At 38.1% G+C, this 26,571-nt stretch carries 18 protein-coding genes and 6 pseudogenes; 10 read left to right on the forward strand and 14 right to left on the reverse strand.

The features are described from left to right. Positions 1–1,106 precede the first annotated feature (1,106 nt). Together SAGCYANO_RS37985 and SAGCYANO_RS37990 are read right to left on the reverse strand one after the other, a co-directional pair. Positions 1,107–2,192: a bifunctional riboflavin kinase/FAD synthetase gene (locus SAGCYANO_RS37985; RefSeq protein ID WP_202224762.1), complete on the reverse strand. Its 1,086-nt coding sequence runs from the start codon at positions 2,190–2,192 to the stop codon at positions 1,107–1,109. Between the two features lie 102 nt (positions 2,193–2,294). After that, on the reverse strand, positions 2,295–3,197 hold the full coding sequence (locus SAGCYANO_RS37990; RefSeq protein WP_202224763.1) for an MBL fold metallo-hydrolase: 903 nt from the start codon (positions 3,195–3,197) through the stop codon (positions 2,295–2,297). A gap of 541 nt (positions 3,198–3,738) precedes the next feature. Here SAGCYANO_RS37990 and SAGCYANO_RS37995 point away from each other — a divergent pair. Beyond that, positions 3,739–5,059 (forward strand): annotated as a pseudogene (locus SAGCYANO_RS37995) (RNA-guided endonuclease InsQ/TnpB family protein). Positions 5,060–5,114: 55 nt separating this feature from the next. On the opposite strand, the pseudogene SAGCYANO_RS46635 reads toward SAGCYANO_RS37995, so the two are convergent. The 7 genes and pseudogenes from SAGCYANO_RS46635 to SAGCYANO_RS38025 form a co-directional block, all read right to left on the reverse strand. Continuing rightward, a pseudogene (locus SAGCYANO_RS46635) lies at positions 5,115–5,469 on the reverse strand (IS5/IS1182 family transposase); the annotation flags it as partial. Positions 5,470–5,634: 165 nt separating this feature from the next. Continuing rightward, a pseudogene (locus SAGCYANO_RS46640) lies at positions 5,635–6,015 on the reverse strand (transposase); the annotation flags it as partial. Between the two features lie 76 nt (positions 6,016–6,091). Next, entirely contained in the window at positions 6,092–6,394 is a 303-nt protein-coding gene (locus tag SAGCYANO_RS46645) for a transposase (protein WP_237397085.1), read from the reverse strand. Positions 6,395–6,447: 53 nt separating this feature from the next. Further along, a complete protein-coding gene (locus tag SAGCYANO_RS46650; protein ID WP_237397086.1) occupies positions 6,448–6,840 on the reverse strand; it encodes an IS5 family transposase in 393 nt (130 codons plus the stop codon). A 7-nt stretch (positions 6,841–6,847) separates the two neighbouring features. After that, on the reverse strand, positions 6,848–7,006 hold the full coding sequence (locus SAGCYANO_RS38015; RefSeq protein ID WP_202224766.1) for a hypothetical protein: 159 nt from the start codon (positions 7,004–7,006) through the stop codon (positions 6,848–6,850). Positions 7,007–7,331: 325 nt separating this feature from the next. Then, entirely contained in the window at positions 7,332–8,681 is a 1,350-nt protein-coding gene (locus tag SAGCYANO_RS38020; RefSeq protein ID WP_202224767.1) for a response regulator, read from the reverse strand. Positions 8,682–9,532: 851 nt separating this feature from the next. Beyond that, a complete protein-coding gene (locus tag SAGCYANO_RS38025; RefSeq protein WP_375340071.1) occupies positions 9,533–10,936 on the reverse strand; it encodes an ATP-binding protein in 1,404 nt (467 codons plus the stop codon). Positions 10,937–10,977: 41 nt separating this feature from the next. Between SAGCYANO_RS38025 and SAGCYANO_RS38030 the strand changes: the two are divergent. Continuing rightward, positions 10,978–11,129 (forward strand): annotated as a pseudogene (locus SAGCYANO_RS38030) (transposase); the annotation flags it as partial. A gap of 477 nt (positions 11,130–11,606) precedes the next feature. Next, positions 11,607–13,191: pseudogene (locus SAGCYANO_RS38035) on the forward strand (IS1634 family transposase). Positions 13,192–14,605: 1,414 nt separating this feature from the next. Here the strand turns inward: SAGCYANO_RS38035 and SAGCYANO_RS38040 are convergent. Together SAGCYANO_RS38040 and SAGCYANO_RS38045 are read right to left on the reverse strand one after the other, a co-directional pair. Next, on the reverse strand, positions 14,606–14,758 hold the full coding sequence (locus SAGCYANO_RS38040) for a hypothetical protein (RefSeq protein WP_202224768.1): 153 nt from the start codon (positions 14,756–14,758) through the stop codon (positions 14,606–14,608). A 158-nt stretch (positions 14,759–14,916) separates the two neighbouring features. Continuing rightward, entirely contained in the window at positions 14,917–16,860 is a 1,944-nt protein-coding gene (locus SAGCYANO_RS38045; RefSeq protein ID WP_375340072.1) for an ATP-binding protein, read from the reverse strand. A gap of 507 nt (positions 16,861–17,367) precedes the next feature. Here SAGCYANO_RS38045 and SAGCYANO_RS38050 point away from each other — a divergent pair. Together SAGCYANO_RS38050 and SAGCYANO_RS38055 are read left to right on the forward strand one after the other, a co-directional pair. After that, the gene (locus SAGCYANO_RS38050) at positions 17,368–17,574 is read left to right on the forward strand and encodes a hypothetical protein (RefSeq protein WP_202224769.1); all 207 of its coding nucleotides are present in this window, start codon (positions 17,368–17,370) and stop codon (positions 17,572–17,574) included. Then, positions 17,571–17,720, forward strand: coding sequence for a hypothetical protein (locus SAGCYANO_RS38055; RefSeq protein WP_237397088.1), 150 nt, complete (start codon positions 17,571–17,573; stop codon positions 17,718–17,720). The genes SAGCYANO_RS38050 and SAGCYANO_RS38055 overlap by 4 nt, the downstream gene beginning before the upstream one ends. A gap of 999 nt (positions 17,721–18,719) precedes the next feature. Here SAGCYANO_RS38055 and SAGCYANO_RS38060 read toward each other — a convergent pair. Both SAGCYANO_RS38060 and SAGCYANO_RS38065 read right to left on the reverse strand, forming a co-directional pair. Beyond that, the gene (locus tag SAGCYANO_RS38060; RefSeq protein WP_202224771.1) at positions 18,720–20,609 is read right to left on the reverse strand and encodes an AAA-like domain-containing protein; all 1,890 of its coding nucleotides are present in this window, start codon (positions 20,607–20,609) and stop codon (positions 18,720–18,722) included. Between the two features lie 149 nt (positions 20,610–20,758). Further along, the gene (locus SAGCYANO_RS38065; RefSeq protein WP_202224772.1) at positions 20,759–22,015 is read right to left on the reverse strand and encodes an RNA-guided endonuclease TnpB family protein; all 1,257 of its coding nucleotides are present in this window, start codon (positions 22,013–22,015) and stop codon (positions 20,759–20,761) included. A 919-nt stretch (positions 22,016–22,934) separates the two neighbouring features. Between SAGCYANO_RS38065 and SAGCYANO_RS38070 the strand changes: the two genes are divergently transcribed. The 3 genes and pseudogenes from SAGCYANO_RS38070 to SAGCYANO_RS38080 form a co-directional block, all read left to right on the forward strand. After that, positions 22,935–23,495, forward strand: a complete 561-nt coding sequence (locus SAGCYANO_RS38070; protein WP_237397094.1) for a DUF3747 domain-containing protein — start codon at positions 22,935–22,937, stop codon at positions 23,493–23,495. 122 nt (positions 23,496–23,617) lie between these two features. Further along, positions 23,618–23,950 carry a hypothetical protein gene (locus SAGCYANO_RS38075; RefSeq protein ID WP_237397089.1) on the forward strand — a complete coding sequence of 111 codons (333 nt, stop codon included), beginning with the start codon at positions 23,618–23,620 and terminating at the stop codon, positions 23,948–23,950. Positions 23,951–24,481: 531 nt separating this feature from the next. Beyond that, positions 24,482–24,946: pseudogene (locus tag SAGCYANO_RS38080) on the forward strand (ferredoxin:protochlorophyllide reductase (ATP-dependent) subunit B); the annotation flags it as partial. Between the two features lie 83 nt (positions 24,947–25,029). On the opposite strand, the gene SAGCYANO_RS38085 reads toward SAGCYANO_RS38080, so the two are convergent. Next, positions 25,030–25,539, reverse strand: coding sequence for a hypothetical protein (locus SAGCYANO_RS38085; RefSeq protein ID WP_202224773.1), 510 nt, complete (start codon positions 25,537–25,539; stop codon positions 25,030–25,032). Positions 25,540–25,708: 169 nt separating this feature from the next. On the opposite strand from SAGCYANO_RS38085, the gene SAGCYANO_RS38090 reads away from it, so the two are divergent. After that, positions 25,709–26,080, forward strand: a complete 372-nt coding sequence (locus SAGCYANO_RS38090; RefSeq protein WP_255502864.1) for a helix-turn-helix domain-containing protein — start codon at positions 25,709–25,711, stop codon at positions 26,078–26,080. 59 nt (positions 26,081–26,139) lie between these two features. Next, positions 26,140–26,364, forward strand: coding sequence for a hypothetical protein (locus tag SAGCYANO_RS38095; RefSeq protein WP_202224775.1), 225 nt, complete (start codon positions 26,140–26,142; stop codon positions 26,362–26,364). The last annotated feature ends 207 nt before the right edge of the window (positions 26,365–26,571 follow it).

Below are 26,571 nucleotides of genomic sequence, written 5' to 3' on the forward strand. Positions count from 1 at the left end.
TTTTTTAGCTTTGCATAATTTATTGTTGATATGTTCGACCAATAGACATTTCCAACGATCAAAAATAACATCAATTATCCCACATAAATTATCAATGCTTTCCGTCCTACTTCCTACTCCCTCTTTTCTAAAGATGTCTAATAATTAGGGTTTGTTGAAAAAGTATCCATGGGTTCGGGGAGGAGTCAACCCACCCCTAACCCCGACCGTGGAGGGGAGGGGAAGTCAGGAGTAGTAGGGGCGTTAACGATAGTTATGCGAAGCTAACGGCCGGAAAGCTGGCGCAAAGCTCCGAATGGCATCGGTACAGGAGGAACGGGGAATTATAGAAGAGATAGTAGGAAGAATCTTCAATAATTGATAATTGATAATTACCTCTCCCTAAAAGGAAGAGTATTGAATAAAAGGAAAATTAATTCATTGTTTCTCCTTTAAAGGAGAGGATTTTTACCTTAATTATTCGGTAAGAGTGATTTTTCTGTCCAACTATTGACCAAAATTCGCTCCTAAATTGAACCATTACCACCTAAAACCTCGCACTTTTTGATACTTAAAAAGGCCAATACCTTGATCTGTCAAGACTTTTAGATTAGATCGGTAAGCCCTAATTAATTAGGGTACGGGTGAAAAAATTGGTTGGTGGGCGTAGGACACGGGGACGCACCAGACGCGGGGACGCGGAGATGGGAGAACAGGCAATGGTTTTGGCAATTTTATGTGAAGAAATTTTGTTGAATTTCAGCAGGAAATTTCAGTAAATTGATGCCAATAAGAGCCAATAACTTAGGAGATAAATTGAATATAAAAAGCTCAATTACCGTAAGCTTTCTGACTTTTAGCTTTATGAGCGCAAGCCCTAATTAAAAACCAACGTTCGATTAAAGTGATACAACATTTACCAATAACTAAACTATTTTTCATTGAAACAACTACATTTTTATATAGTGAACTACCCCAACTTGCTACGCTGAAGTTGAAGCTTCTGAACTCACAGGGGAATGCCTCAAGATTTTCTGAAAGTGGTCGCTCCCGCAGATTCTTCACTGGTCGCAATTCATCCCAACTATAATGGAGGGATGGGGAATTTTTGCGACATTGAGTTAAATTTATTTAGTATTACTTACGAGTATACTTCTAGCAACTGCACAGTCTTCTTTAATCTTTGCTTTGAGTAAATCTAAAGAAGCAAATTTTTGTTCAGGTCTTAAAAACTCAATCAAATTTACTCTTAGAGTCTGACCATATAAATCTCCAGACCAATTTAACAAGTGAATTTCTGTAGTCGGGTGTAGACCATTTAGTGTGGGGCGACAACCAACATTCATTACTCCTAAGTAGGGGCGATCGCCAGAATAATTTTCCTGAAGTTGCTTCTGTTCAAAGATATAGACCTCCACAGCATAAACTCCAAAACGAGGCAAAAATTTTTGTGGCGGTAGCTGTAGATTAGCTGTCGGAAACCCTAAAGTTCTACCTAATTTTTGCCCTTCTACCACCTGACCGACTAAACTGTAGGGACGACCTAATAAACGATTGGATTTTTTTAAGTCTCCTTGTTCAAGAGCTTGGCGAATTATAGAACTACTAATGCGTTCTCCATTTTCACAAGTGTATAGAGGTACAATAGTAGATTCTATATTATAGTTAGCTGCAATAGTCTGTAAATCTGTTGCTTTTCCTGCTCTGTTTCGCCCAAAGCGGAAGTCCCATCCTACACTTACTTTACTTGCTTTTAAGTGTTTTACCAGAATTTTTTCTACAAATTGAGTAGGAGTTAAATTTGCCAATTCTTGGTCAAATTTCAGTAATACTACCTGTTCTACTCCCATCTGTTCAAAAAGAGCTAATTTTTCATCTAGTGGAGCTAACAATTTTTTTGGCTTTCCACTAAAAAACTCTTGGGGATGAGGATTAAAAGTGACAACAGTTGAATAAATTTTTGGTTCTTGGCAATCATCATTTTTGTCCAATTCTCTTTGGCAATACCATGATGAATTCAATAATTGAAGCTTTGTGTCTTTGTCTACTTCTGTATCTGTTTGTGATGGATAAACATAGAGTGAATTTTTTCTAGTATCTAATTTTAAAGTTGGTTGAACTACTTGCCTATGTCCTCGATGTAAACCATCAAAGTTTCCCAAGGCCACGGTAGTTGGAGTTAATACTGTAGCTAAAGAAGAAGTTACCCACACACCTTATATTTTGATTAATTGAATTATTTTCTACTACATTTAATCTTTGTTCATCTATATTTTTTGTCAGCTTACTCACAAAATTAAAATTAAGCTCAAACTTTACATTTTTTTGGAGTGTTTTACTACTGAATTATTGTCTTCACTATTGCTTGGACGAATTAATTGAATTGACAAACCTTCTCTTGCCATCAAGCTATTTGGAAATTTTTCTGCTACTTGCTCTCCTACTTTATCTAAGAAATCATCATTATGTATAGGGTCATGGTGAAAAATCACTAATTTTTTAACTTGAGCCGCTTTAGCAATTTTTACAGCTTCCTGCCAAGTTGAATGTCCCCAACCTATTTTACTAGATTTGTCGGAATAATATTCTTCATCTGTATAAGTAGCGTCGTAGATTAATACATCTGCTTGACGAGCCAAAAATAAAACATTTTCATCAAAACGATCAGGAAAATGTTCTGTGTCAGTAACATAAGCTGCAGTGTATCCTTGCCAGTTGATACGATATCCTACTGCTTCTCCAGGGTGGTTGAGCAAAGCATTTTCTACAACTATATCACCAATTTGAACTGGCTGACTTATTTCCAAATCGAAAAACTTAAGTTCAGCCCCCATAATTTGCAAAGGTACAGGAAAATTAGGGTTGAGCATTTGGTCATTAAGCCTCTGTTGAATAGTAGCTCCATTCGGAGCAACCGCTCCATATATATAGAAACGATTTTTTTTCACAAAAGCAGGTGCAAAAAAAGGAAAGCCTTGAATATGATCCCAGTGGGTATGGGTAAAAAACATATGGGCTTCTACGGGCATTTGAGAGAGCAGGGATTGACCCAAAACTCTTAGGCCAGTTCCACCATCAAAAATCAGGCGATGTCCACCCACTCGCATTTCTACACAAGGAGTATTACCCCCATATCTTACTGTTTCTGCTCCGGGAGAAGCAATACTACCTCTTACGCCCCAAAATTGAACTGTGAATTGATTTTGTTTAACCGACATGAGTTTTATCGCAGAATTTCTTTAGTAAGTCCATCGAGGAGATTTTACTTATGAGTCAAATTTTTGCCATAATAAAATGGCTTTATATTTAAGTTTAATTATATATTTTAATATATATTAACTTTTATCCTAAATTAATCTAGCAAAATTTTGGGTGGAAGATGAGAGCTAGGATTTTTATTTCTGCTGAGATTAAATGACTCGCTGAATTTTTATCGGCCATCTTCTACATCTACAGATTATTTAGAATTCTACTATTGTAATAACTTAGTAAATTAATTTTGACAGTAAAATTTTTTCGATCAACTCATCGCTTTTCAACCTACTTATGTATTAACAGTGTAACTTTTACCGAAAAAGTTCGAGAGCTTGAAAGCCCTGTGACTTCAGTCCAGGGATGAAAAGCGATACGGCGGTTGCCTCAAGGGGAGGAGCTACGCTATCAACCGCCAGTAAACATATTCTATTACTATTGGGTATTTTACTCTATCTGTGTTAGAGTAAATATATATAGAGAAAGGGGGTAAATGGTCGATGCCTTATGATGCATGAATTCAAGATTAAAGCTAAAAAAAATCAATATGCTGCCATTGATGAAGCAATTCGTACAGGTCAATTTATCCGCAATAAATGTATCAGATTGTGGATGGATGAAAGAGGTACAGGAAAAGCAAAATTATATAGATATTGCAGATTATTAGCTAAAGAATTTGCTTTTGCGAATAAACTTAATTCACAAGCAAGACAAGCAATGGCTGAAAGGGCATGGTCATCTATCTCTAGATTCTACGATAACTGTCAGAAAAAAATATCAGGGCTCAAAGGATATCCAAAATTTAAGAAACATTCTCGCTCAATTGAATATAAAAACACAGGCTGGAAATTATCAGAAGATAGAAAATATATAACTTTTACAGATAAGCTAGATATAGGAAAACTCAAGTTAAAAGGGACTTGGGATTTGCATTTTTATCAGCTAGAACAGATCAAACGAGTCAGGTTAATCAAAAGAGCAGATGGTTATTATTGTCAGTTCTTAATTCAAGCAGATATTAATGTAGAAACTACTCCTACCCAAAAAACAACAGGAATTGATTTAGGGTTAAATTATTTCATAGCTGATAGTTCTGGAAATGTGGTTGAATCTCCAAAATACTATCGAAAAGCATCAAAAAAACTAAGCCGATTAAATAGAAGAAAGTCTAGGAAATATCGGAATCCAGGTAAAGGAAAAAAGGGAGCAAAAATGGTAAAAGCTCCCAAACAACGACAGTCAAATAATTATCACAAAGCTAGAGTTCGATATGCACGGAAACATTTAAAAGTAAGTAGGCAGCGTGAAGAGTTTGTCAAGAGAGTGGCCAACTGCGTCATCCAGTCTAATGATTTGGTTGCCTACGTAGGCGCGGAGCGACGTGCCGGAGGAAGATTTGAATGTAAAAGGCATGGTAAAAAATCGGCATTTAGCTAAGTCGATAAATGATGCAGGATGGTCAACTTTTAGGCGTTGGTTAGAACATTTTGGTAGAAAGTATGGAAAAGTAACTGTAGCGGTTGCGCCACATAATACTAGCCAAAACTGTTCTAGTTGCGGTCAGACAGTCAAGAAGTCTCTATCAACTCGCACCCACATTTGTCATCATTGTGGGTTTGTAGAAGACAGAGACGTAAATGCAGCGTTGAACATTCTGCAAAAAGGACTTTCTACGGTGGGGCACACCGAAAGTAACGCTTGGGGAGACACACCCTCTAGTTGTGTTGGAGAAATCCTGCATGATTATGGTGAGTCGTTGTTCGCGCAGCGTTGCGACAGCAAACCAAGAATCCCCGTCGCTTTAGCGCGGGGAGTGTCAAAATCCTAACAGGCTTTGTTGCATGAATGTTGCGATCGCAACTTCTCCCCAGAAGAGAAGTTAATTAGTGAAGAGCGAATTCTACTTTGTAGCTTTCTGGCTGACAATTCTGTATCATAGGATTAAGTATGGCACATTGTAGGAACAATTCCACTGCCTGATTGTCGAATTTCCGTCGTCGCAACTTACCTCCAAATATTACTTTGAGTCTAAACATAGTTGTTTGTGATAGAGAACGTCGGTGATATCCACTCTCACATTTCCACTTTTTACCTCCAACATATACGAATCTCTCTGAGGTTATCGTCCCTAGGATGAGGTGGACTATTACAATTACCATGATGCCATAGAAGTGCATTTTTACGGGGTGGTATGGTTGGTTTGGCTCCTCTGTGACTTGCTGCGGAGTAGCACTTGCTTCAACAATGAATAATGAATAATGAATAATGAATAATTACCTCTCCTTGAAAGAAGAGGATTGACAAATTCATGAAAATTTTTCTTCTCTTGGTCGATTGGATATGGCTCCGAGACCTCGCCATCCCATCCTAACGGACTGCTCCGCAAACGACCGCTTATTATCCCCGATCAAGGGGAGGCGCATACCCACAATTTTTCGGTAATTCATAGGCTCCATCACCTGACACTTGACCTATCTCGCTTTCTACTCCCAGATCGGGCGTTCGCAGAATACTTGGTCGTCACTGACATCGTTGGTACTAACCACTGCAGTTACTATTTCCCCTGTTGCCTCATTCACACCTAGATGCAACTTACGCCATGTACGACGTTTACGCGACAACCATGAACTCTTGTTTTCCACTCACCAACTCCCATAAACTTTGACTCCCGTGGAATCTACCACCAGGTGAATTGCTTCTGTTGCTGGAATTACTGGTATTTCTATGTTCAATTTACATAAATAGACGAGAAAAAGTACTGTGGTCTGGGGCTGGTAACTCTAGGGCGTGTTTTCAAACTATAGCCACAAAATAATGCAGGCGATCGCGGTTCATGGCTGTATAATTGGCAGCAAGTAACTCAATTCCGAGTAGCGATACGTCTCCATTGCTTGAGTCGATTGATAGCGCGTTCAACAATATTGCGTTGACGATATATTTCACGGCTAAACGAGCCTCGGCGTGGTTCATTGGATAATCGTGGAATTGTCAGGCGAATACCGCGACGACTTAAATAATTGCGTATGCGACGACCTGTGTAGCCTTTGTCTCCAACTAATCGTACAGGGCGTAAACGCGGACGCCCTGGCCCTGAACGTTTCACAGCACCTTGTTCCATCAATTCTTCCAGAAACAGTGACTCGTGACGCTGGCCTGGGCTCAATAGAAAAGTCATCGGTTTACCTTTCCCCTCACAACGTATGTGTCTTTTTTGTACTAAAACCACCACGGGAACGACCTAGTTTTTCTAAGGCTTGGCCTCCTTTTTTTCCTCCTGCAGCATGTTGATGGGCACGAATCACACTGCCATCGACGATCGGGAACTTCCCAGTCTATCTTTCCTTGTTGGTCTGCCGACCCTTGTAGGCTTTCTAGGAGAGAAGGCCAAATCTGTGCTTTTTGCCACCGATAAAACCGTGTTGCCACGCTTTGCCATTTTCCATAGCGTTCTGGCAGGTCTCGCCATGGGGCTCCAGTCCTGAGTATCCAGAGAATGCCATTGACCACTTGTCGGTGGTCGTGATTGGGCTTACCTGTTCGGGGTTTCAATGGTGGAAGTAGGGGTTTCAACTTCTCCCACTGTTGATTACTTAAGTCTCCTTGGTTCATTGGCCTTTTAGTAAGCGCGATCGCCTCTACTATTTAGGATACCACGAGTTTGAAAACACGCCCTAGTCCCAAAGCGAGAAAATATAGATTCTAAAAAGCCCTCAGTTTGACGTCGTGCCAAGCTAAATAAAGTCGAAAGTGTTGCCATAAAGAGGGTACGCCACATTACTGTAAGTATTTGATGCTCCCTTGCGTCCTGTTTTCGTGATTGTTAAGCCATTGGTCTATTACCTCTTGATTAAGCCAAAATGTCAGACTGCCTCGTTGCTTTCCTTCGGAATGCTTAGCAAACAAGGATGCATCATACTCAGACCAATTCTTGACCTTGTACTGAGGCTTAGACTTAGACTTGGACTTGGACTTGGACTTGGACTTACTCATATCTACTGATTTGTATTATCCTGATGCTATTTATAGCCTAAACGTCACCTTTTGTGCCACAAAGCCGAATTGTGGTAATATTTTTAATATTAGGAAAGAGGTGCGATATTTTATCTGGGAATCATAATTGTAAAAATTGTACCTTGCCCAACTATTGAATTACAGGTAACCTGACCACTGTGTTTTTCTGTGACGATTTGATAGGCGATCGCCATCCCTAAACCCGTTCCTTTTCCTACTCCTTTGGTGGTAAATCCTTGCTGGAATATTTTCGCTTTTACTTCTTCTGGCATTCCTATTCCATTGTCTGCAATTCGCACTATTGCATTCTCTTGGTTCTCACTTAATTGTGTTCTAATAGTAATTCTATTTGGTTCTTTTTTTATTTCTTGAAAAGTTTTTCCGGCATTGCTTTCATCCAAAGCATCGATCGCATTCGCCAAAATATTCATAAATACTTGATTGAGTTGCCCCGCATAGCATTTTACTGGTGGAATATTACCGTAATTTTTAATAATCTCGATACCTGGACGGTTTTCATTAGCTTTGAGACGATATTTTAAGATTAATAAGGTACTATCAATACCTTCGTGCAAATTAAACTCGGTTTTCTTATCGGTATCCTTACGAGCAAATGTTCGCAGAGATGTGCTGATATTACGAATGATATCGTATCCGCTTTGCATTGATCCAATCAGTTTTGGGAAGTCTTCAGCAACAAATTCTAGGTCGAGGTCTTCAATTTCTGCGATGATTTCATCATCAAGGTGGGAATGTTCGCGATAGAGAGAAAGTCCTACCAATAAATTTTGCAGATATTTTTGTGCTGCCCTGACATTGCCACCGATAAACCCAAGAGGATTATTAATTTCATGGGCAATTCCAGTCACGAGATTGCCCAAGGTTACCATTTTTTCATTTTGTACGAGCTGTAGTTGTGCTTCTTCAAGTTGCAAGTATTTCTCTTTCAGCTCTTGATTTGCCTTTTCCAGTTCTTGATTGAGTGTCTTGAGTTGTCGATTTTGTTGGGCTAATTTTTGAGACTGAATAAAGTTAGTCTTTTGGAGCATTTCTCGCAAGCGAAAAAGTTGTAAATGAGTTTCAACGCGAGCTAAAACTTCTTCAGCTTGTACGGGTTTGGTAATATAATCTACTCCCCCCACACTAAATGCTTTAACTTTGTCAAAAATTTCGTTCAATGCACTGATAAAAATCACGGGAATATCTCGCCATTTTTCATCTTCCTTGAGATACTCGCACATTTGATAACCATTCATTTGCGGCATCGTAATATCCAATAAAATCAACTCCGGAAGGAAATTTTTCATTCCCATTAGAGCTAACTTAGCACTGGGGAAAGCTCTAACTTCATAGTCGTGTTCCTCCAAAAGATTGGATAATAAATGCAGATTAGCGGGGGTATCGTCAACAACAATAATTCGACCGTTATTTTCAATCATAACTAATAGACATCTCCAGCAAAAGAGGGAACAGGGAACAGGGAATAGGGAACAGGGAACAGGGAACAGGGAACAGGGAACAGGGAAGATATTTTTAGGAAAAAGGTAAGGAAAATAATTTTGTGAGGAACTTTTAGTTCTCTTGCTTATGCTAAATAAAGGGCAAGTTTCTTTTCTGAAAATATATAATCTTTTTAAGATAAAATATTTAAGATTTTGGTATTGCTGATTTGAGGTATAATATCATGTCCGGATAAGAGCGTGGTCAAAAACTTTCTTCTTCAACTCCAGTTCTTCTTCTTCCTTCTTCTTTCTTCTTTCTTCCCTCCTGACTCCTGACTTCCCCTCCCCTCCACGGTCGGGGTTAGGGGTGGGTTGACTCCTGAGGACTCCGTCGTTATTTATTTATAACTGTTCAACCGGACATGATATAATATCTTGTCCGGATCACAGGGCGAGCAAAAAACTTTCTCCTTCTACTCCTGTTTACTTCTTCTTTCAGCGTTGGTGAAAAAAGGTATGATATCTTGTCAGGATCACAGGGCGAACAAAAAACTTTCTCCCTCTACTCCTGTTTACTTCTTCTTTCTTTCCTCCTGACTCCTGAGGACTGACTCCTGACTCCTAAATAATTAATATTATACACTAATTCAGCAACGCCAAGATTTTTTCATACTCGAAGTTATAAAGAGATGTTTGTAAAGCCTCCGCTAACTCCTCGTGCTCTAGAGAAATTTTTTCTACTATACCATTCATGGCTTTGCGGTCTGAACTCAGGATAGCATCCTCTAATTCTCTTTACCATTCTTTGGGTAATGTCGCTAAATTTTCTTGCGTTAATATTTCCCTTGTTAGTTAATTTCTTTCTTTTGTACTTCTTCATAAATAAATTCTACCCCAATATGTTCTCTCATGGCCTCAAATATCTCTTCCTCTCGAAATGGCTTCCTCATAAAAGCACTACACCCTGCGGACAAGATTACCGCTTTTTCTTCTTCTAACACACTTGCAGTCAAAGCAATTATTGCTATTGCTTGTCCTTTTGTTGTCGCTTTGATCTTCCGGGTAGCTTCGTAACCATCCATGACTGGAATCCGCATATCCATCCAAATCAAATGGGGTTCCCATACCTCGAAAATTTCGATGGCTTCTTTGCCGTTACTCGCTTCTTTGAGTTCAAAACCTAGGGGATTAAGTAATTTCACTAACAACTGGCGATTCAGGGCTTTGTCATCTACAATCAGGATACGATAGCGGGGTTGGTTGGGAGCTAGGGCGATAACTCTTTGTTTGGGTTTTTGGCTTTCTACGTTTTCTGCTTTCACCTCATCAGCTTGAATCTCAAAACTGAAGATTGTCCCTTTTCCCACTTCGGAGGTTACTTGGATATCACCACCCATTAACTGCACGAATTTACGGGATATGGGCAAACCTAACCCAGTTCCTTCTTGTGCTTGTTTGCCGGTTTCAGTCTGAACAAAAGCTTCAAAGAGCTTGTCTAGTTCTTCTGGGGCAATTCCTGCTCCAGTGTCTTCCACAGCAAAGGATATCTGTTTGATATGGGAATTTTTGGGGCGATCAACGGTGCTAGCTCGCAGGATAACACCTCCTACTTCGGTAAATTTGATGGCATTGTTGAGCAGGTTGATCAGGACTTGACGTAGTTTCACTTCGTCGGTGCGCAGGTAACGTGGTATTCTTTCGTCTCTTTCGAGTAAAAATTGCAACCCTTTGCCGTCAGCTTTGAGTTGGAACATATCCTGGATGTCGTCAAGGAGTCGGTAAAGGTCAAAGTTCTTTTTGTTAAGGGTGGTTTTACCAGCCTCAATTTTGGAGAGGTCGAGGACGTTGTTGATGAGAGTCAGGAGGTGTTCTCCACTGCGGTAGATGATGCCGACGTTTTCTTGGTGTTCGAGAGGGAGGTTTTGGGAGCGAGTCATCATTTGGGCAAAACCGAGGATTGCATTCAATGGACTTCTCAACTCGTGACTCATGTTGGGAATAAATGAACTTTTGGCTTGGTTCGCCACTTCGGCTTTTTCTTTGGCGACTTCTAATTCGGCAGTTCGCTCTTGCACTCGTTGTTCAAGTTGGGTATTAGCTTGTTCTAAAGCACTAAAGGATGCTTGCAAGTGTTCGGACATTCTGTTGAAGGATGCGCCGAGATTCTCTAATTCAGCGATCCCTCGAATCTCAACTTTGTGAATGAGTTGGCCTTTATTGGCGATCGCTCCTGCGGATTCTTGCAAGCGCAAGATCGGCTTGGCTATCCACCCGGATGACAACAGACCTAGAACAGTCGGTAAAAACGACTGAAAAAGGGGGATTAGAGGTTATGATGCAGGTAAAAAGGTAAAAGGAAGAAAACGACACATATTGGTAGATACTCAAGGGTTGTTACTGAGTGTAGTTGTACATAGTGCAAATATACAAATGGAGAGAGGGAGCTAAGTTTGTATTTCTTCAAGAAGTAATCTCTGATTTTTTCAGGATTATTGACATTGAGAATATTGATCTTGAAAGCCGAATCATTCAATGTATTGAGAGTGTGAGGAATTTCGAGATAGTCACCAACATACTGGGTTGCTCTTGACGTAATTTCTTCCCGCAGTTCTTGAGTTATTTCCCGGATTGCTTTCTGACTATTTTTAAATGACAGATAACTAACAATTCCAACGGCAGAAACAATTTGAATAATAAATGGGAACACAAAAATTGTGCGAAGAGAAATGGATGAAAAGAGTTTTTTCATTTTTTATCCTTATTTTCAATCATAACTAATATCATGTTTGCTTTAATCCCACATTCCGCACGACAAAATGTAGTACATAAAGAGGGGGAAACTTGAGTAAGTATTTAGACTCAAGAAAAAAAACCTCAAAGTGTAATTTTAGACAAAAGGTGAAGATAAAAAAAGAGGAGAAAATGTCAGCAGAAGTGAGTAATATAGACCATCTAGGATTAGTAGCAGGAATTATTGATGAGATAGGGATAGAACAGAAAATTAATCAACTACTCGGAGAAGAGGTATCAGAAAAAATAACAGGGGGTCAAGCAGTCAAAGGAATGCTTTTAAATGGATTGAAATTAGCTTCATCTCCATTATATCTATTTAGTAAATTTTTTGAGGGAAAAGCTATAGAGCATTTAATTGGCAAAGGAGTAAAAACAGAGTATTTTAATGATGATAAATTAGGTCGGGTATTAGACCAACTATATCGCAGAGGATTAAATGAGATTTTTATGTCTGTGGTGTTAGAAGCAGTGAAAATTTTGAGAAACGAAACAAATACAGTCCATTTAGATTCTACATCATTTCATGTTCATGGAGATTATCACACAGATGAGGATGAATCCACGGAAGATATAGAACCAAAAACTATTAAAATTACCTATGAATATTCCAGAGATAAACGACCGGACTTAAAACAATTTATGATGGATTTAATGTGTACGAATGACGGAAATTTGCCATTGTGGATGAGAATTTGGTCTGGAAATGAATCTGACCAAAAACAATTTCTGCAAGCCATGAAAGATTTCAAAAATCAGTTAAATTTTGACAGTTTAATGGTGGCAGATAGTGCTTTATCTACTCAAGAAAATCTACAGTTATTAACAAATATTAAATGGTTAAGCCGAGTCCCGGTTCGTATAAAAGCAGCTCACAAGTTAGTTCAATAAACAGATGTGTCAGATTTTACTCCCAGTCATATTAAGGGATATAGCTATCAATAACTCTCAAAAACGGGGGAATTGAACAGAGATGGTTAATAGTGGAAAGTCAACTGCGCATCTGTATCAGATTTGAAAAGCTTAGAGAAAAAAATCCAGAAAGAACGAGCTGAAGTTGACAAAAAACTGCGCACTTTAAAATCAGAAAATTTTGCTTGTATAGCAGATGCAGAAGCAGCAACAAGGAAGCTTTTAAAAAACTTTTTATATCACGAATTGACAGAAATTAATGTTCAAGAAGTAGAGTCTAAATCTGAATCATATTTTCCTTATGAAGTTCAAGTTAAAGTGGGCTTAAGAGAGTCAAAAATAAAACTATAAAAAAAACGAACAGGTCGATTTATATTAGCAAAAAATGTTTTAGAGAAGATGGAATTAATTACAGAAGAAATGTTGCCTAAATACAATGAAAAAAAATCAGTTGAGAGAGGTTTTATATTTCTCAAATACCCCCTATTTTTAACTGATAGTATCTTCCTTAAATCTCCTCATCGAATCGAAGCTTTGGGGTTAATTATGGGTTTATGTTTGTTGGTCTACACTTTAGGTAAACGTCAACTACGCCAAACTTTAAAACGGACTCAATCTACTGTAAAAAATAAATTAGGTCGCCCTACTAATAGACCAACAAAACGATTGAATATTTCAATGTTTTCAGTCGATTCATTTATTGATTAATTCCGAAGTTAAGAGCATATCTAATCTGACTTATGAGCGTTTAGAATTATTGAAGTTTTTTCCTCCAAGTTGTCAAAGATACTATCTGCTCAATTGAGAAACTTGAGACTAAAGCAGGTAAAGCACTAAAATAATCAACAATTGAATAGTAGTGTAAAATGAAAGCACTTGGCAATTATTTAAGATGGGAGTAGTCAAGTGATAGATAGACTTTGGCAATTTTTGAATTGGTCTATTGGTGAGTTCCCTCAACTGATACCATTCTATTGATTTGCGTTGGCGGAGCAAGTGCGGCAGCTACATCGCTTCCTACCCCATACTATAAGTCTAAATACTTACTCAAGTTTCCCTCTCTTTATGTACTACATTTTGTCGTGCGGAATGTGGGTTTAATACTTACACTTTGGAGGAAGGAAGGCAGAGGACAGAAAGCAGAAGGGAAAAAAAAGGCACTTATATAGAATCCGGTGTGCGATTCGTTTGGCCTAAGCAAACCCTAGTTTGCGTTCAGCCAGCCCTGTTAAAGGGTAACTCTGATCATCATGGAGGTTAAATTCCTTCCCGCGCAGGTACCGCGTGACTCCCTAGTCCCAGGATTCTGACAAAGCGCAATGTCAATCTCTCAGTGCATGGCCTAAAAGCGCAGTAAGGGTAATGTCATCCCAACCCTCTGCAAGGGTTGTTGACAATGGTTATCGAATAGAGAATCTAGTAATATGGGTCGTTACTATAGACAGGGGAAAGACATTGATACCCCTGAACCAAAATGGTATACCTCACATAATTGGAATCAATTAACTGGAGTTGATTTCGTATCTAATTGGGGTCGGTCTAAACTAGGAGCCTAAAGTCAACGTGAAATGGTGTCAGGGCAACGTTGTAACTCCTTTTAGCCTCTCTTAAAGAGTAGGAAAAGCGTAAACCTTTGGCTATTAGGAATGAGGATTCCTCAAGAAGCAAGCCTGGAGTAATGCTCAGGATATGCAGACGTGGGGAGACATTGCTCTTAGGCGTGAAACCGAAATTGTATTAAGCCAAAACGCACGCTGCTGGGGTAAGTAGGCTCAAATCGAGAGTAGGAGACTCTTGTGAAGAAAAACCTCCAGGCAGTCAAGCCAAAGAGCAGCGAAAACCGAAGCCAACAAGCATGGACAAACCTTGAAATATAGGTGCGAAACTAGGTGTAACCAACCTTGAAGAATCCTGCGATGTCAGGAGCCGTATGAGTTGGAAACTCTCATGTACGGTTTTGGAGTAGAGGTGAGGGATAGCGATATCCCCATCGACTACATCTAAATACTTATCGTATCTACAGAAGGAAGGTAGAAGGCAGAAGAGAAAGAATAAGCTGAGAAGGTACAAAGTTTTTCATCAACTAATTATCCGGATTCCATATAACCGTATTTTAGATAAAATCTAACTTTTGAATGCATGACTTTTGACTTCATTGAATGGTGCGATTATTGTATAACCGGATCTTATATTACGGGAGAAAGTTTTATTATAGCTAATCATCCAGATATGATATCAAATCCGCTTAATTCGGTATCAAAAAATGTTCCATCTTCAACCATTACCAAATATTTCTCGATCTCCCCATCTCCCCATCTCCCCATCTCCCCATCTCCCCATCTCCCCATCTCCCCATCTCCCCATCTCCCCATCTAATTACACCGATGCTACCGGATTTGATTTGATATAATATTTTAAGATATAGCACTACGCATTAAGGTGTTTGACATTTATAAACCCTGTTTCCTGACGTATTCCGCACCGAAAAACCTTTAACAGTTTACTATTGCCTATTCCCTAGCGCGTAGCGCTATAAAATATTCAAGATTTTTTCATACTCGAAGTTATAAAGACATTTTTGTAAAGCCTCTGCTAACTCCTCGTGCTTCAGAGAAATTTTCTCCAGTATACTATTAATGGTTTTACGATCTGAATTCACAATTGCATCCTCTAATCTTCTTTGCCATTCTTCGGGTAATGTCGCTAAATTTTCTCGCGTTAATATCTCCCCTGTTAGTTTGATTTCTTTTTCTTGCACTTCTTCATAGATAAACTCGACACCAATATGTTCGTGCATTGTCTTAAATATATCTTCCTCTCGAAATGGCTTCCTCATAAAAGCATCACACCCTGCCGACAAAACTACCGCTTTTTCTTCTTCTAGAACGCTTGCTGTTAAGGCTATTATTGCCGTCGCTTGTCCTTTTATGCTAGCTTTAATCCTCTGGGTGGCTTCATAACCATCCATGACTGGCATCCGGATATCCATCCAAATCAAATGAGGTTCCCATGACTCGAAAATTTCCATGGCTTCTTTGCCATTACTTGCTTCTTTGAGTTCAAATCCCAGGGGATTAAGTAATTTCACTAACAACTGGCGATTAATGATTTTATCATCAACAATGAGGATACGATAGCGGGGTTGGTCGGGAGCCAGGGCAATAACTCTCCGTTTGGGTTTTTGACTTTCTACGGCTGTGGCTTCTACCTCTTCAGCTTGAATCTCAAAACTAAACGTTGTCCCTTTTCCTAATTGAGAGGTGACTTGGATATCCCCGCCCATTAACTGCACAAATTTACGAGATATGGGCAAGCCCAATCCTGTTCCTTCTTGTGCCTGTTTACCAGTTTCGGTTTGGACGAATGCTTCAAAGAGCTTGTCGAGTTCTTCTGGAGCAATCCCGGTTCCGGTGTCTTCTACAGCAAAGGATATTCGTTTGGGCTGAGAATTTTTTGAGGTCTCAACAGGGGTTGCTCGCAGGGTAACACCTCCTGTTTCGGTAAATTTGATGCCATTGTTGAGCAGATTGATCAAGACTTGGCGCAGTTTTACTTCATCGGTGCGAATGTAACGTGGTATTTTTTTGTCTGTTTCGAGTAACAATTGCAATCCCTTGTTGTCGGCTTTGAGTTGGAACATATCGTGGAGGTCGTCAAGGAGTCGGTACAGGTCGAAGTTCTTTTTGTTGAGGGTGGTTTGACCAGCCTCTATTTTAGAGAGGTCGAGGACGTTGTTGATGAGGGTGAGCAGGTGTTCTCCACTGCGAGAAATGATGCCGACGTTTTCTTGGTGGTCAGGAGAGAGGCTTTGGGAGCGGGTCATAATTTGGGTGAACCCGAGGATAGCATTCAATGGACTTCTCAACTCGTGACTCATATTGGCAATAAATGTACTTTTGGCTTGATTGGCAAGATCGGCTAGTTTTTTGGCTTCTGTTAATTCGTGATTGACTTTTTCCAGATTAGTTACAAGTTTGGCTGTGGTTTGATATTGTTCAAATAGTTGGAGATCGTGTTCAATGAGATTTCGCAATTCTTCCATCAAGTTCAAATAGTCTTGCTGGTAATCTGTCTCTTTGAAATCCATCACACAAATCGTTCCAAAGGGATTATTGTCAGGCCAGTTTATGGGTAAGCCATAGTAGGACATAAAACCATCTTGCGCGACTTCAGGATTATCATCCCAATAGGGGTCGGCTTTGGCATTTTTCACATAGAGCTGTTCACGAGTTTGCACGATTTTCCGGCAGAAGATATTACAGTTGAGGGGAATGACTCCACCAGGAGAGTATGGATTGGAGTCTTGCTGACTGGCAATGACAACCTGATATCCTTGGTTCGTATGCTGCACGATAAACCCTGCAGGTGCTTGAAAAATGTTAGCCATCACATTAATAGTCTTTTGCCATTTTGCAAGTGGAATTGTGTGTCCGTCGTCATTAAGGACCCAAAGATTGCGATCGTAAGCGTTCATTAATCCCTCCTAATATTGTTAACAATTTTTACCGAATAATTAATCATTATTAATTAAATAATTCAGCTTACTTTGCCTCCCCTTTCAAGGGGAAAATAAAGAAATAATATTTCCTTATCTTCAATCAAGAATGGTTTTAACCAGAGGTAATTATCCATTATCCATTATCAATTAATGAAAAGAATGACTATTGCTGGTTAAATCTAGCTTAGAGGCAGATAAATAATAAATTTTGTCCCTAATTTTAGGGAAATCTTCAAGGATAAATTCTAAATCTTTATCTTTAGTCATTTATTTTATCTGCAAGTGCTTGGCTGGGTTTTTGGAGTTATATCATGTTCGGATAATCAGTTATAAAAAAACTTCTGGCCTTGAACCTTTCTTTCCCTTCTGCCTTCTGCCTTCTGCCTTCTGCCTTCTGCCTTCCTTCCTCCAAAGTGTAAGTATTTAACCGAACATGATATTATTTTTGATAGTCTGTTACAATTTCTAATATCAATTGGAAAAATGCTGCCATATATTTTTACAGCGCTTTTGAAAGAGGCACTTGTGCGACGAAAGTATAGTGGTAATGAACATCAAGTAATTCGAGGAATAGGAATAGTTAATTGTATCTATTTTAACCCCGAAACCGAACAATTTTGGATATTAGATTACCGCATATATGATCCAGATAGTGACAAAAACTTGAGTTTGACCATGTTGAAGACATGATACTTAATGTGGTAAATAAGAATAAATTACCATTTAAAAATGTATTGATGGATAGTTGGTATGCAACACAAAGATTAATGGCATTGATAGATAATATGCGAAAAATTTATTATTGCCCCTTAAAAGTTAATCGCGCCCGTAGATGATACTGGTGGTGCAGAAAAATATAAAAGTATTGCTGCATTAAGTTGGAATACATCAGAAAGAACATCAGGTAAAATAATAAAAATTAAAGGAATTCCTTTGAGATAAAAAAGTCAAGCTATTCTGGGCTACTATTTCGGCCAATAGGACAGAATACATTGTCACTAATGACTTAAGTCAATCTTCTACAGATGATGTAGAATTCGAGTCGCTTTCCTTGATGGAAAATCGAAGAATTTAACGCCAGAATCAAGCAGTTAACAGGAATAGAATTTTGTCAATGTCGTAGGTGCAAAAATTCAAAAAAATAATATTGCTTGCGCTATGTTAGTCTGGAATCATTTGAAAAAATAGCTTAGATTCTGGGGAAAACTATTTATCAGCTAAAACATCAATTATTATCTAAATATCTAGTATCTGAACTCAAATATCCTGCAATTAAAATGACGGCTATTTAAGTTTTTCTCAATAGATAAATGCTCGGCGTTGGCGGAGGGAGCAAGTGCGGCAGCTATATCGCTCTCTAAAAATTATAGCGATCGCTTAATTTTCTATTCGCTATATATAGTGTCCTTGCGTAAGTCCTGTAACTGTTTAACCGGATTTGATATACAGCGGTTTTCATTTGGGTAGACCATAGTAGGGACATTCCATGGAACGTCCCTACAAGGTTTGATGTGTGAAGATGTGGTTTATCAATTTTAAAAGCGCTGTAATATCATGTCCGGTTGAACAGTTATAAATAAATAGCGACGGAGTCCTCAGGAGTCAACCCACCCCTAACCCCGACCGTGGAGGGGAAGTCAGGAGTAAGTAGGGAATAAAGAAGAAGGAAGAAGGAAGAAGAAGAACTGGAGTTGAAGGAAAAAGTTTTTTTATCACTAATTATCCGGACATGATATAAGAAAATTAATAAAGCTTTAATGGTCAACTAAAAGTAATAACTGATAGCTGATAGCTGATAGCTGATAGCTGATAGCTGACGGCTGAAGGCTTACGTTTTAAAGACCTAAATGCGCTTGAAAATACTGACGATATAACTCACATCTGGGATAACATTTATTACTCTGCCATTTCACCAAACCTAAACTATCTAACTTAAAACCCAACATTCCTGTTAACTGCCCATTATAATTTTCAGAAATCGCATTTTTCATCGCTTCAGTTAACTCTGGATATTCTTCTAAATTCCATAAATGTCGTCGTAAATGGTCGCTATAAATCCCAGTTTCAGCAGTTACATTCTCCGGCAAATCTTCCAGAGTTAAATCTTGTTTAGAGATATGATATAAAGCCACCCTGACTAAATAAGGATGACCGCCAACAATTGCCATTAATTTATCAACCTCTGACTCCGACCAATTCAAATTATGTCGCGATGCTAAATCCAGAACTTGTTGTGCATTAAACTCTGGTAAATCTATAGGCAGCCCTACATTAAAAGGAGATTGATTAATATTCATTGGAATATAAACTTCCGTAGAATGTACTACCAATAATCGCAATTTTTTCCAAATAACTCGTCGCTTTGATTCCTCATGCCAAGCTCGTAATAATCCCAAAAAATCTTCGGCAATATCAGGATATTGAAAAACTCTATCAATTTCATCTAAACCTAACACTAAAGGATTATCTATTTGAGCTAATAAATACTTTTCAAAATAATCCTTACAATTAACTTTACTACCAAAAATATCATCCCAATAATCATCTAATTGATTGGGCAAACGTAACTCTCGCCCCACATAAGCACAAAACCATTTTAAGAATTTATCGAGATTACTAAAAACCTCTTTATCTACTAACTGAAAACTCAAAGGTACAGTCCGATATCCTTCCTGTGTAGCATGGTGTAAAATTCTTGCCATTAAAGAAGTTTTACCCATCTGTCGTGGCGCTTTAATTCTAATCAACCCACTTGGCTGCAAAATAGCTTGATAACAACGTTCTTCTATAGGCGGACGTTCGATATAAAAAGTAGATGCCACATCAATTTGCCCCCCCGGTATTTCAGGTTCAGCAGAGGGTAAAGGAGCGCTATTTGTTGATGCAATGCTACTAATTTCTTCCGCAGGTAAAGTCTCTTGTTGTTCCTCTACTTCCGACGCAATATTCTCTGGTGGAGTAGCTAAAAGAGTCAAAACTTCCCTGAGAATAACCACACTATCTTCTGGTGATCGCCACTCCCGTTGTTGAATACGATAGAGATAACCCCGTAGATCGTGGTTGAGGGGTGTACTCAGGGAAAACCCCACCCTTATCGGCAAAATTACAGGTTTACGGTTGGGTCTGGAAAATTGTAACTCCCTTGCAAGTTGTACTTGATAGGTCAGTAATTCACTTTGCACGGACTGGGGAGGCAAAAATAACAGTAAGTAGTCACACCGCTTCAACTCCTCATTAATACGTCGAAACCAATTTTCTCCCAGACGGATGCTATCAGCGGCCATAAAAACTTGATGACCAGCAGCAGTCAGAGCAGTTTCAAACTGTCGCGCCAATTCTAGGTCTGGGTCTTGAGTGCGATAACTGATGAAAACTTGGGAACTATTGTGACTAACTATTTCTTCGTTATTTAGTAGTGGTAAAAGTTCTCCTAGAGGTTCTGTTTCATTTGAGGGTTTACCTTGTTTTCCCGAACGGTGGTCTGCTTCATCCAATGTCAGACCAAAGGAAGCAAAAAGCTGCTGAATTTTACTTAGGTCTGCACCGACTCGCCCTTGTCTAATTTTACTGATGGTGTCGGAACCGACTCCAGACTCAGCTTCAATTTCTGAAAGAGTAGCTCTGAGGTTGTACCGTTGTTTCCATTCTTCAATAGCTTCATTCAGTTTTTTCAGTCCAGAAGTTGTGAGAATTCGTCCGCGATCGCGCTTTGATTTTTTTTCCACTGTTTATCCCTTATTGTAATTTTATTGTCATTTATTTTACAGCAGTTATCGAGTTGATGAGGTATAAAGTTTTATTGCTCTAGGGAACAGGAAACAGGGAACAGGGAATATACGAATAAATAGTCTTTTGACATCCTCCCGACGCTGCTCTACGAGATAGCGCGGGATTCCCTAGCATTGCTGGTAGGGGCTTTCTGCTTCATAGCACCCGCCTTCCAAGATTTACTCTCTTCGGGTCTTACAGTCGCTCCACAGACTGACACTGCGAGTCCCGCAGCCTTCTTGGTGGGCGTTCCCTTGCGTCTATCGCCGACGCGGGTTCCCATCCGCAAAATGTTAATTGCGGCGTTAATATCACGGTCATGGTGACTACCGCACTCTGGACAATCCCATTGTCTAATATTTAGAGGTAATTTTTCTACTACATGACCACAAATAGAGCAACGCTTAGAACTGGGAAAATATCGGTCAATCTTGATTAATTCCCGCCCATACCATTCGGCTTTGTATTCTAATTGCCTCACCACTTCTCCCCAGTTAGCATCACTGATAGCTCTAGCTAGTTTGTGATTTTTCACCATGTTTTTTACTGCTAAGTCCTCAACTACAATAGTTTGATTTTCTCTAATTAGTTGAGTGGTTAGCTTATGGGTATAGTCTTCTCTTGAATCTTTAATTTTTGCGTGTATCCTAGCTACTTTCAGCCTGGCCTTTTGATAGTTATTAGACCCCTTGGTTTTTCTAGATAGAGACTTCTGAGCTAACCTTAATTTTTTGTGTAACTTGTTGAGTTTTTTTGGGTTAGCAATTTTTTCTCCATCACTGGTTGTTAATAGATTGGTGATACCTAAGTCAATACCTACTTGTTTGTTAGTCGGGTTGAGTCTCAAATCTCTGGTGTCGTTGACTCTCAAAGATATAGACCATCTACCACTTGGGTCAAGTTTGACAGTAATTGTACTAGGCACACAGTTTTGGGGTAGTTGCCTACTCCATCTAATAGGTAGTGGTTCTGCACATTTAGCTAGATATACTTGACCATCTTTCCACTTAAATGCAGATTTTGTGAATTCAGCACTACCACCGTTGCGCTTTTTCTTGAAGTTGGGATATTTAGCCCGTCCACCAAAAAAGTTGGTGAAAGCAGCCTGTAGATGTCTTAAACCTTGCTGAAGTGTTACACTACTTACTTCAGTCAGAAAATCTAAATCTTCCTGTTTTTTCCAGTTCGTCAGCATAGCTGAAGTTTGTTTGTAACCCACTCGTTCTTGGCGTTCATACCAAGCTTGAGTTCTTGCAGCTAAAGCTTTGTTGTAGACTAAGCGTACACATCCCAACGTCCTCCGCAACAGACTTTCCTGCTCCGGAGTAGGGTAAAATCTAAATTTGTACGCTTTTTCAACCATCTACTGCTTAATTTTCAACAAAAACATTCTAACATATTATGTGTAAACCCGCAACATTGATTGGTTTTCATGCCCTAGCTCCCCTGCGGGAGAGCGCGGGTCTTCAACCAACGTTGAGATAACTGTACCTCACGCTTCCTCAAAAGTGCTGTAAATGATTTTAACTAGCTATCAGCTTTTCTGTTCCGGAATACTTTCCTACAGAATGCTACGCAAACGCAAATAGCTGTCAGCTTTTATGTTCCGGAATACTTTTAAATAGTCTTATAACTGTACCTCACGCTTCCTCAAAAGTGCTGTAGATGATTTTAACTAGCTATCAGCTTTTCTGTTCCGGAACACTTTTCTACAAAATGCTACACAAACGCACAAACGCAAATAGCTGTCAGCTAAAAATTCAGGCGTTGCTGATTCTGGGTATGATTTTCCCCTCCAGGGAGGGGTTAGGGGTGGGTCCCATACTCCCCTACTTCCCTACTCCCCTACTCCCCGCTCCCCTACTATACTTAATAATAAGTATTCAACCGGACATGATATTAATAGGGGACTCAAACCTCCATTATACACCTTGAGAAGCTGATAGCTGAGTGCTGAATGCTACTTTAACGAACATAGATAACTCTTTCTAATTTAAGGAAGTTAACTAATTAACAACATTTTAACTGCTTTTACCTGGAAACTATACTGCCTAACATAATTGACACTTTTCTAGATTTTTTAAATCTTGTTTAATTAAAATCCTAATGTTCTCTACAAAAAAAAAGCCGATTTTTTTAAAGTATTTATATAAACACAAAACAGGGAGCAAGCCAATGAAAAATATTTTTCATCGTTCAATTTTTACTATTTTTAGCACAATATTTTTACTATTAATACTGCGACCTCTGCCCAAGCAAATTTTACTTTTGATGAAGTAGAAATTGACCAAAATCAAGTTATTGCCACGGCAATGCCTCTGAGCGATCTAAACGGATATTCTGGTTATAAACTAATTATTTTAGAGCAGCGTTCTAATCAAAGACCTTGCTGGAGTGAAAGTGAAGCAGGATTATATCCAATTTTAGTTGAGCCTTTGCTGTTAGACTTTAATTTTTCTGGCATTTGTGGAAGAGCTACTGATAGTAATGGTTATTCAATTCGGGTAGATGGTAATGATTTATCACTTAGTCATAGATTAATTTTGCAAAATGTTGGTGGTGAAATTAAATTATTTGGCATTTCCTTGACAGGAGATAAAAAATTGATTGGTAGAAGTCGCGGACTTAGTAATGGAATGATGAAAATTTTTCTAGAACCTGGTTGGCAATTTACTAAACGTAGTTATCAAGGAAAAGTTATTGGTCATTTTTATTTTAGTTATGATAGTTTTGCTGCTAAACAAGCTGAGATTGAGCAAAGAATATCTGAGATTGAGGCTCAAATGCCAGATAGTTTAGAGTTTGATGATAATACTAATTCAGCAATAGCAGAAGGTTCATAAACTGAAGAATCAGAAATTACAGAAGTATTTTTAATATACCTTGAAAAATTTGTACGCCCTACTTTCTAATTTTTCAAATAGTTAATACATTAAAATTTTATTTCACAAAATCAATAAAAGCTATGAAAATCAGATTAATGAACCACAGAAAAACCAATAAAGCATCTCAGAAAGAATTGAATGATTTAGAAACATTATTAACTTTAATTGGTCTAGATTTAGTCATTCAAGAAACAGAGTATTTTACAGGAGATGATTGGTTGCCTCTATGTAATGATATTGATAGTGGAGAAATTTATCGGAACTGGTTTATTTGGCAAGATACAGAAGTTACTCAAGAATGGGAAGCTTACGATCATATTACCAATCAACGAATTATTGATAGTAACTTAACTAGATTAACAGCAAAAATCGATCGAATAGAAAACCAGAGAAATTTACAAATAAATAATTAATTCAAGAAGAAAGAAGGAAGAAGGAAAAAATGGATAGGGATACTAAAATAAGCCAGTCCACATCTACAAACCCCAAGAAATTGTAGATACTTTTATACCAAGCGTGATAAATGTTTGTTACAAATGCTAGAGACGTTGCATGCAACGTCCGTACGAAAGAAGGAAGAGGGAAGAAGGAAGAAGGGGAAAATTAAAAAAAAAGGGAAAAACTATAGAAATAAATATCTAAAATGAACTGGATAGGCTATTTTTAAGCATATCCGATCGATATCTACCTTTTTGTAGCATTCTTTTTTTTAATTGGTATTAGACTGTATCAAAACTATAAACTTTACATACAAAAAATTAAGTAGGAAATTAATTATGACAGGATTAGAAATAATAATTTTTGCTTTAGTACCAAGTATTGCTTGGGGAATAGGAATTGTATTTGCCTTCCCTCCTGATGATATTCATCATTATTAAAATCCAAAAATAAGCATCTAAACTTTCATCATCATAGAAATTGATTAAATTAGTCAATCCACTACTACTGAGGATAATAGAGAGATTGGGGAAGCGATCGCTCGTGTGGAACCTTCAGCAATTTTTGGCATCCAGATGGAATGTCATGTTGGTAAGTGGTTAAATATTCCTTATGGTGTAATTACTGCACCAATTAATATTCAGAATTTTCCGATTGGTTATAAACCATTTATGGGTTATGAAGGTACTAATCAAATTGCCGATTTGGTTTACAACTCTTTTACTTTGGGAATGGAAGACCACCTATTAGAAATATTTGGTGGGCATGATACTAAGGAGGTTATTACTAAGAGTATTTCTGCTGATTCTGATTTTAATTGGACGAAAGAAGCAAAGGCAGAATTGAATAAGGTGCCTGGTTTTGTTCGGGGTAAGGTGAAACGAAATACTGAGAAGTTTGCCAGAGAACGTGGTTTTGAGCAGATTTCTTTGGAAGTTATGTATGCTGCAAAAGAATCTGTTGGTGCGTAGTTAAGTTTTGGTTTTAGTGGGGTAGGAAACCACCCCACTATTGTTTGTTAGAACTTTAATTTAGGCTGCCTTATTATTCTCATTCAAAACAACCTTATAAAATAGAGCACAAGGATTTTTGAGAGTGCTTTTGCTATACGTATTATGTACGGTAATACAGCAACGACAAGTTGCAAGTTCTTGTTTGAAAAACTTTTGAGCAAAGAAGTTAGTCTAGGAGTAGATGTATTAGGAATTCCAAAAGATTTTATGATATGAACTACATCATTTTTTCCTAATGGATGACCTGCGGCTTGAGTTGCTGTATTTAGTAACTCATTAACAGACTTAATTTTTTCGACTGGCCATTCCATGATGGCAATGACGGTCTCTTTACCAATTGAACCACCTGCTGCTTGGGTAGCTGTCCCTAAGAAATCAGTAACAGCCTTAATCTTTTCAGGCGGCCATAGTTGATCTTGTGGCTCTTTTTCGTTATAATTGAACATAGGAAAAAACATCCAGCTCATGCTGGAAATGAAAGAACAATTTATTTGAAGAAAGTCAACTGCTGTAACAGTTGGCTTTCTTTTTTTTATCTTATACCAATGCACATCATTCTGGCAAGTTATGTTTTTAGTGCGTACTAAGTATTAACTTAATAAGTTTAACTAATGTTATATAATTTTATATGTATGAACTTTATACGCATAGTGTACATTACTATGGCATTTTATTTAACCTACTTAACACAAAAAACTTATGAACAAAAAGAAAAATTCAATGATTTTTATCCACTCTGACCTAGACCTTTATGGCCTTAATCCCTATGAGTTTAGACTTTATGCCCACATTGCTCGAAGAGGCCGATGTTACTCCAGTCTGCAAACAATCTCTAGGATTTGTAAAATGAGCATTAGAAAAGCTCAGTATGGATTAAAAGCTCTTGAAAGTTTTGGACTAATCACAAAAGAAGTTCGTAAGGGTAAAACAGATATTTATGAACTCAGCGATAGAAGCGAATGGAAACCACCAAAAGATGATGAAAAGTTGGAACCAGAGCGCAAAAAAGTAAGCGAAGCATTAAGTCTACGAGAAAATCAGGCTAAAAAAGCTGAAGAGGAAACTTTAGATGTAGTTTCACAATCAAAATAACCCATTTATTTTTACTAAAAATGGAGTTAAGTTTATCTAATGAAGAGAATATATAAATTATGGAAAATATCAAGATAAAAACACATATTGGCGAAGATGGAATATTATCTCTTCGTTTACCAATTAGTAATCAAGAAATTGAAGCTATGGTTGTGTATCAACCCATTATCAAACAAAACCATCAAGAATCAAAATTAAAATTTGAACGTTTATTACAACAATATAAAGGTCAGACTTTTACTAATAGTGCTGAATTATTACGAGAGGATCGCCTGAGTGAGTAAGTTTGTTGTTGATGCAAATTTAGCAATTAAATGGGTGATTCCAGAAATTCATAAGGAATTAAAAAAGGAAAAATCATCGAGTTATTAGAAGAAGTAAATTTACCGGATAACCAAGAAATTTTAATAGAAATCAAAGAAGTTGATGGTTTTTGGTCAGCCTATCAAAAATTTAGGGCAAAAATAGAACAAGAAGGAATTACTTTTGAT

Source organism: Okeania sp. KiyG1, from assembly GCF_014132355.1.
Classification (GTDB): Bacteria; Cyanobacteriota; Cyanobacteriia; order Cyanobacteriales; family Microcoleaceae; genus Okeania.

Bases quoted from the DNA above. Each gene is read 5' to 3' on its own strand.
- SAGCYANO_RS46650 (WP_237397086.1), bottom strand. From the start codon at position 6,840: ATGAACCAAGGAGACTTAAGTAATCAACAGTGGGAGAAGTTGAAACCC.
- SAGCYANO_RS38015 (WP_202224766.1), bottom strand. From the start codon at position 7,006: ATGTGGCGTACCCTCTTTATGGCAACACTTTCGACTTTATTTAGCTTG.
- SAGCYANO_RS38020 (WP_202224767.1), bottom strand. From the start codon at position 8,681: ATGATTGAAAATAACGGTCGAATTATTGTTGTTGACGATACCCCCGCT.
- SAGCYANO_RS38045 (WP_375340072.1), bottom strand. From the start codon at position 16,860: ATGAACGCTTACGATCGCAATCTTTGGGTCCTTAATGACGACGGACAC.
- SAGCYANO_RS38090 (WP_255502864.1), top strand. From the start codon at position 25,709: ATGATTTTTATCCACTCTGACCTAGACCTTTATGGCCTTAATCCCTAT.
- SAGCYANO_RS38075 (WP_237397089.1), top strand. From the start codon at position 23,618: ATGAAAATCAGATTAATGAACCACAGAAAAACCAATAAAGCATCTCAG.
- SAGCYANO_RS38065 (WP_202224772.1), bottom strand. From the start codon at position 22,015: ATGGTTGAAAAAGCGTACAAATTTAGATTTTACCCTACTCCGGAGCAG.
- SAGCYANO_RS38095 (WP_202224775.1), top strand. From the start codon at position 26,140: ATGGAAAATATCAAGATAAAAACACATATTGGCGAAGATGGAATATTA.
- SAGCYANO_RS38055 (WP_237397088.1), top strand. From the start codon at position 17,571: ATGATACTTAATGTGGTAAATAAGAATAAATTACCATTTAAAAATGTA.
- SAGCYANO_RS38050 (WP_202224769.1), top strand. From the start codon at position 17,368: ATGCTGCCATATATTTTTACAGCGCTTTTGAAAGAGGCACTTGTGCGA.
- SAGCYANO_RS37990 (WP_202224763.1), bottom strand. From the start codon at position 3,197: ATGTCGGTTAAACAAAATCAATTCACAGTTCAATTTTGGGGCGTAAGA.
- SAGCYANO_RS38040 (WP_202224768.1), bottom strand. From the start codon at position 14,758: ATGGGGAGATGGGGAGATGGGGAGATGGGGAGATGGGGAGATGGGGAG.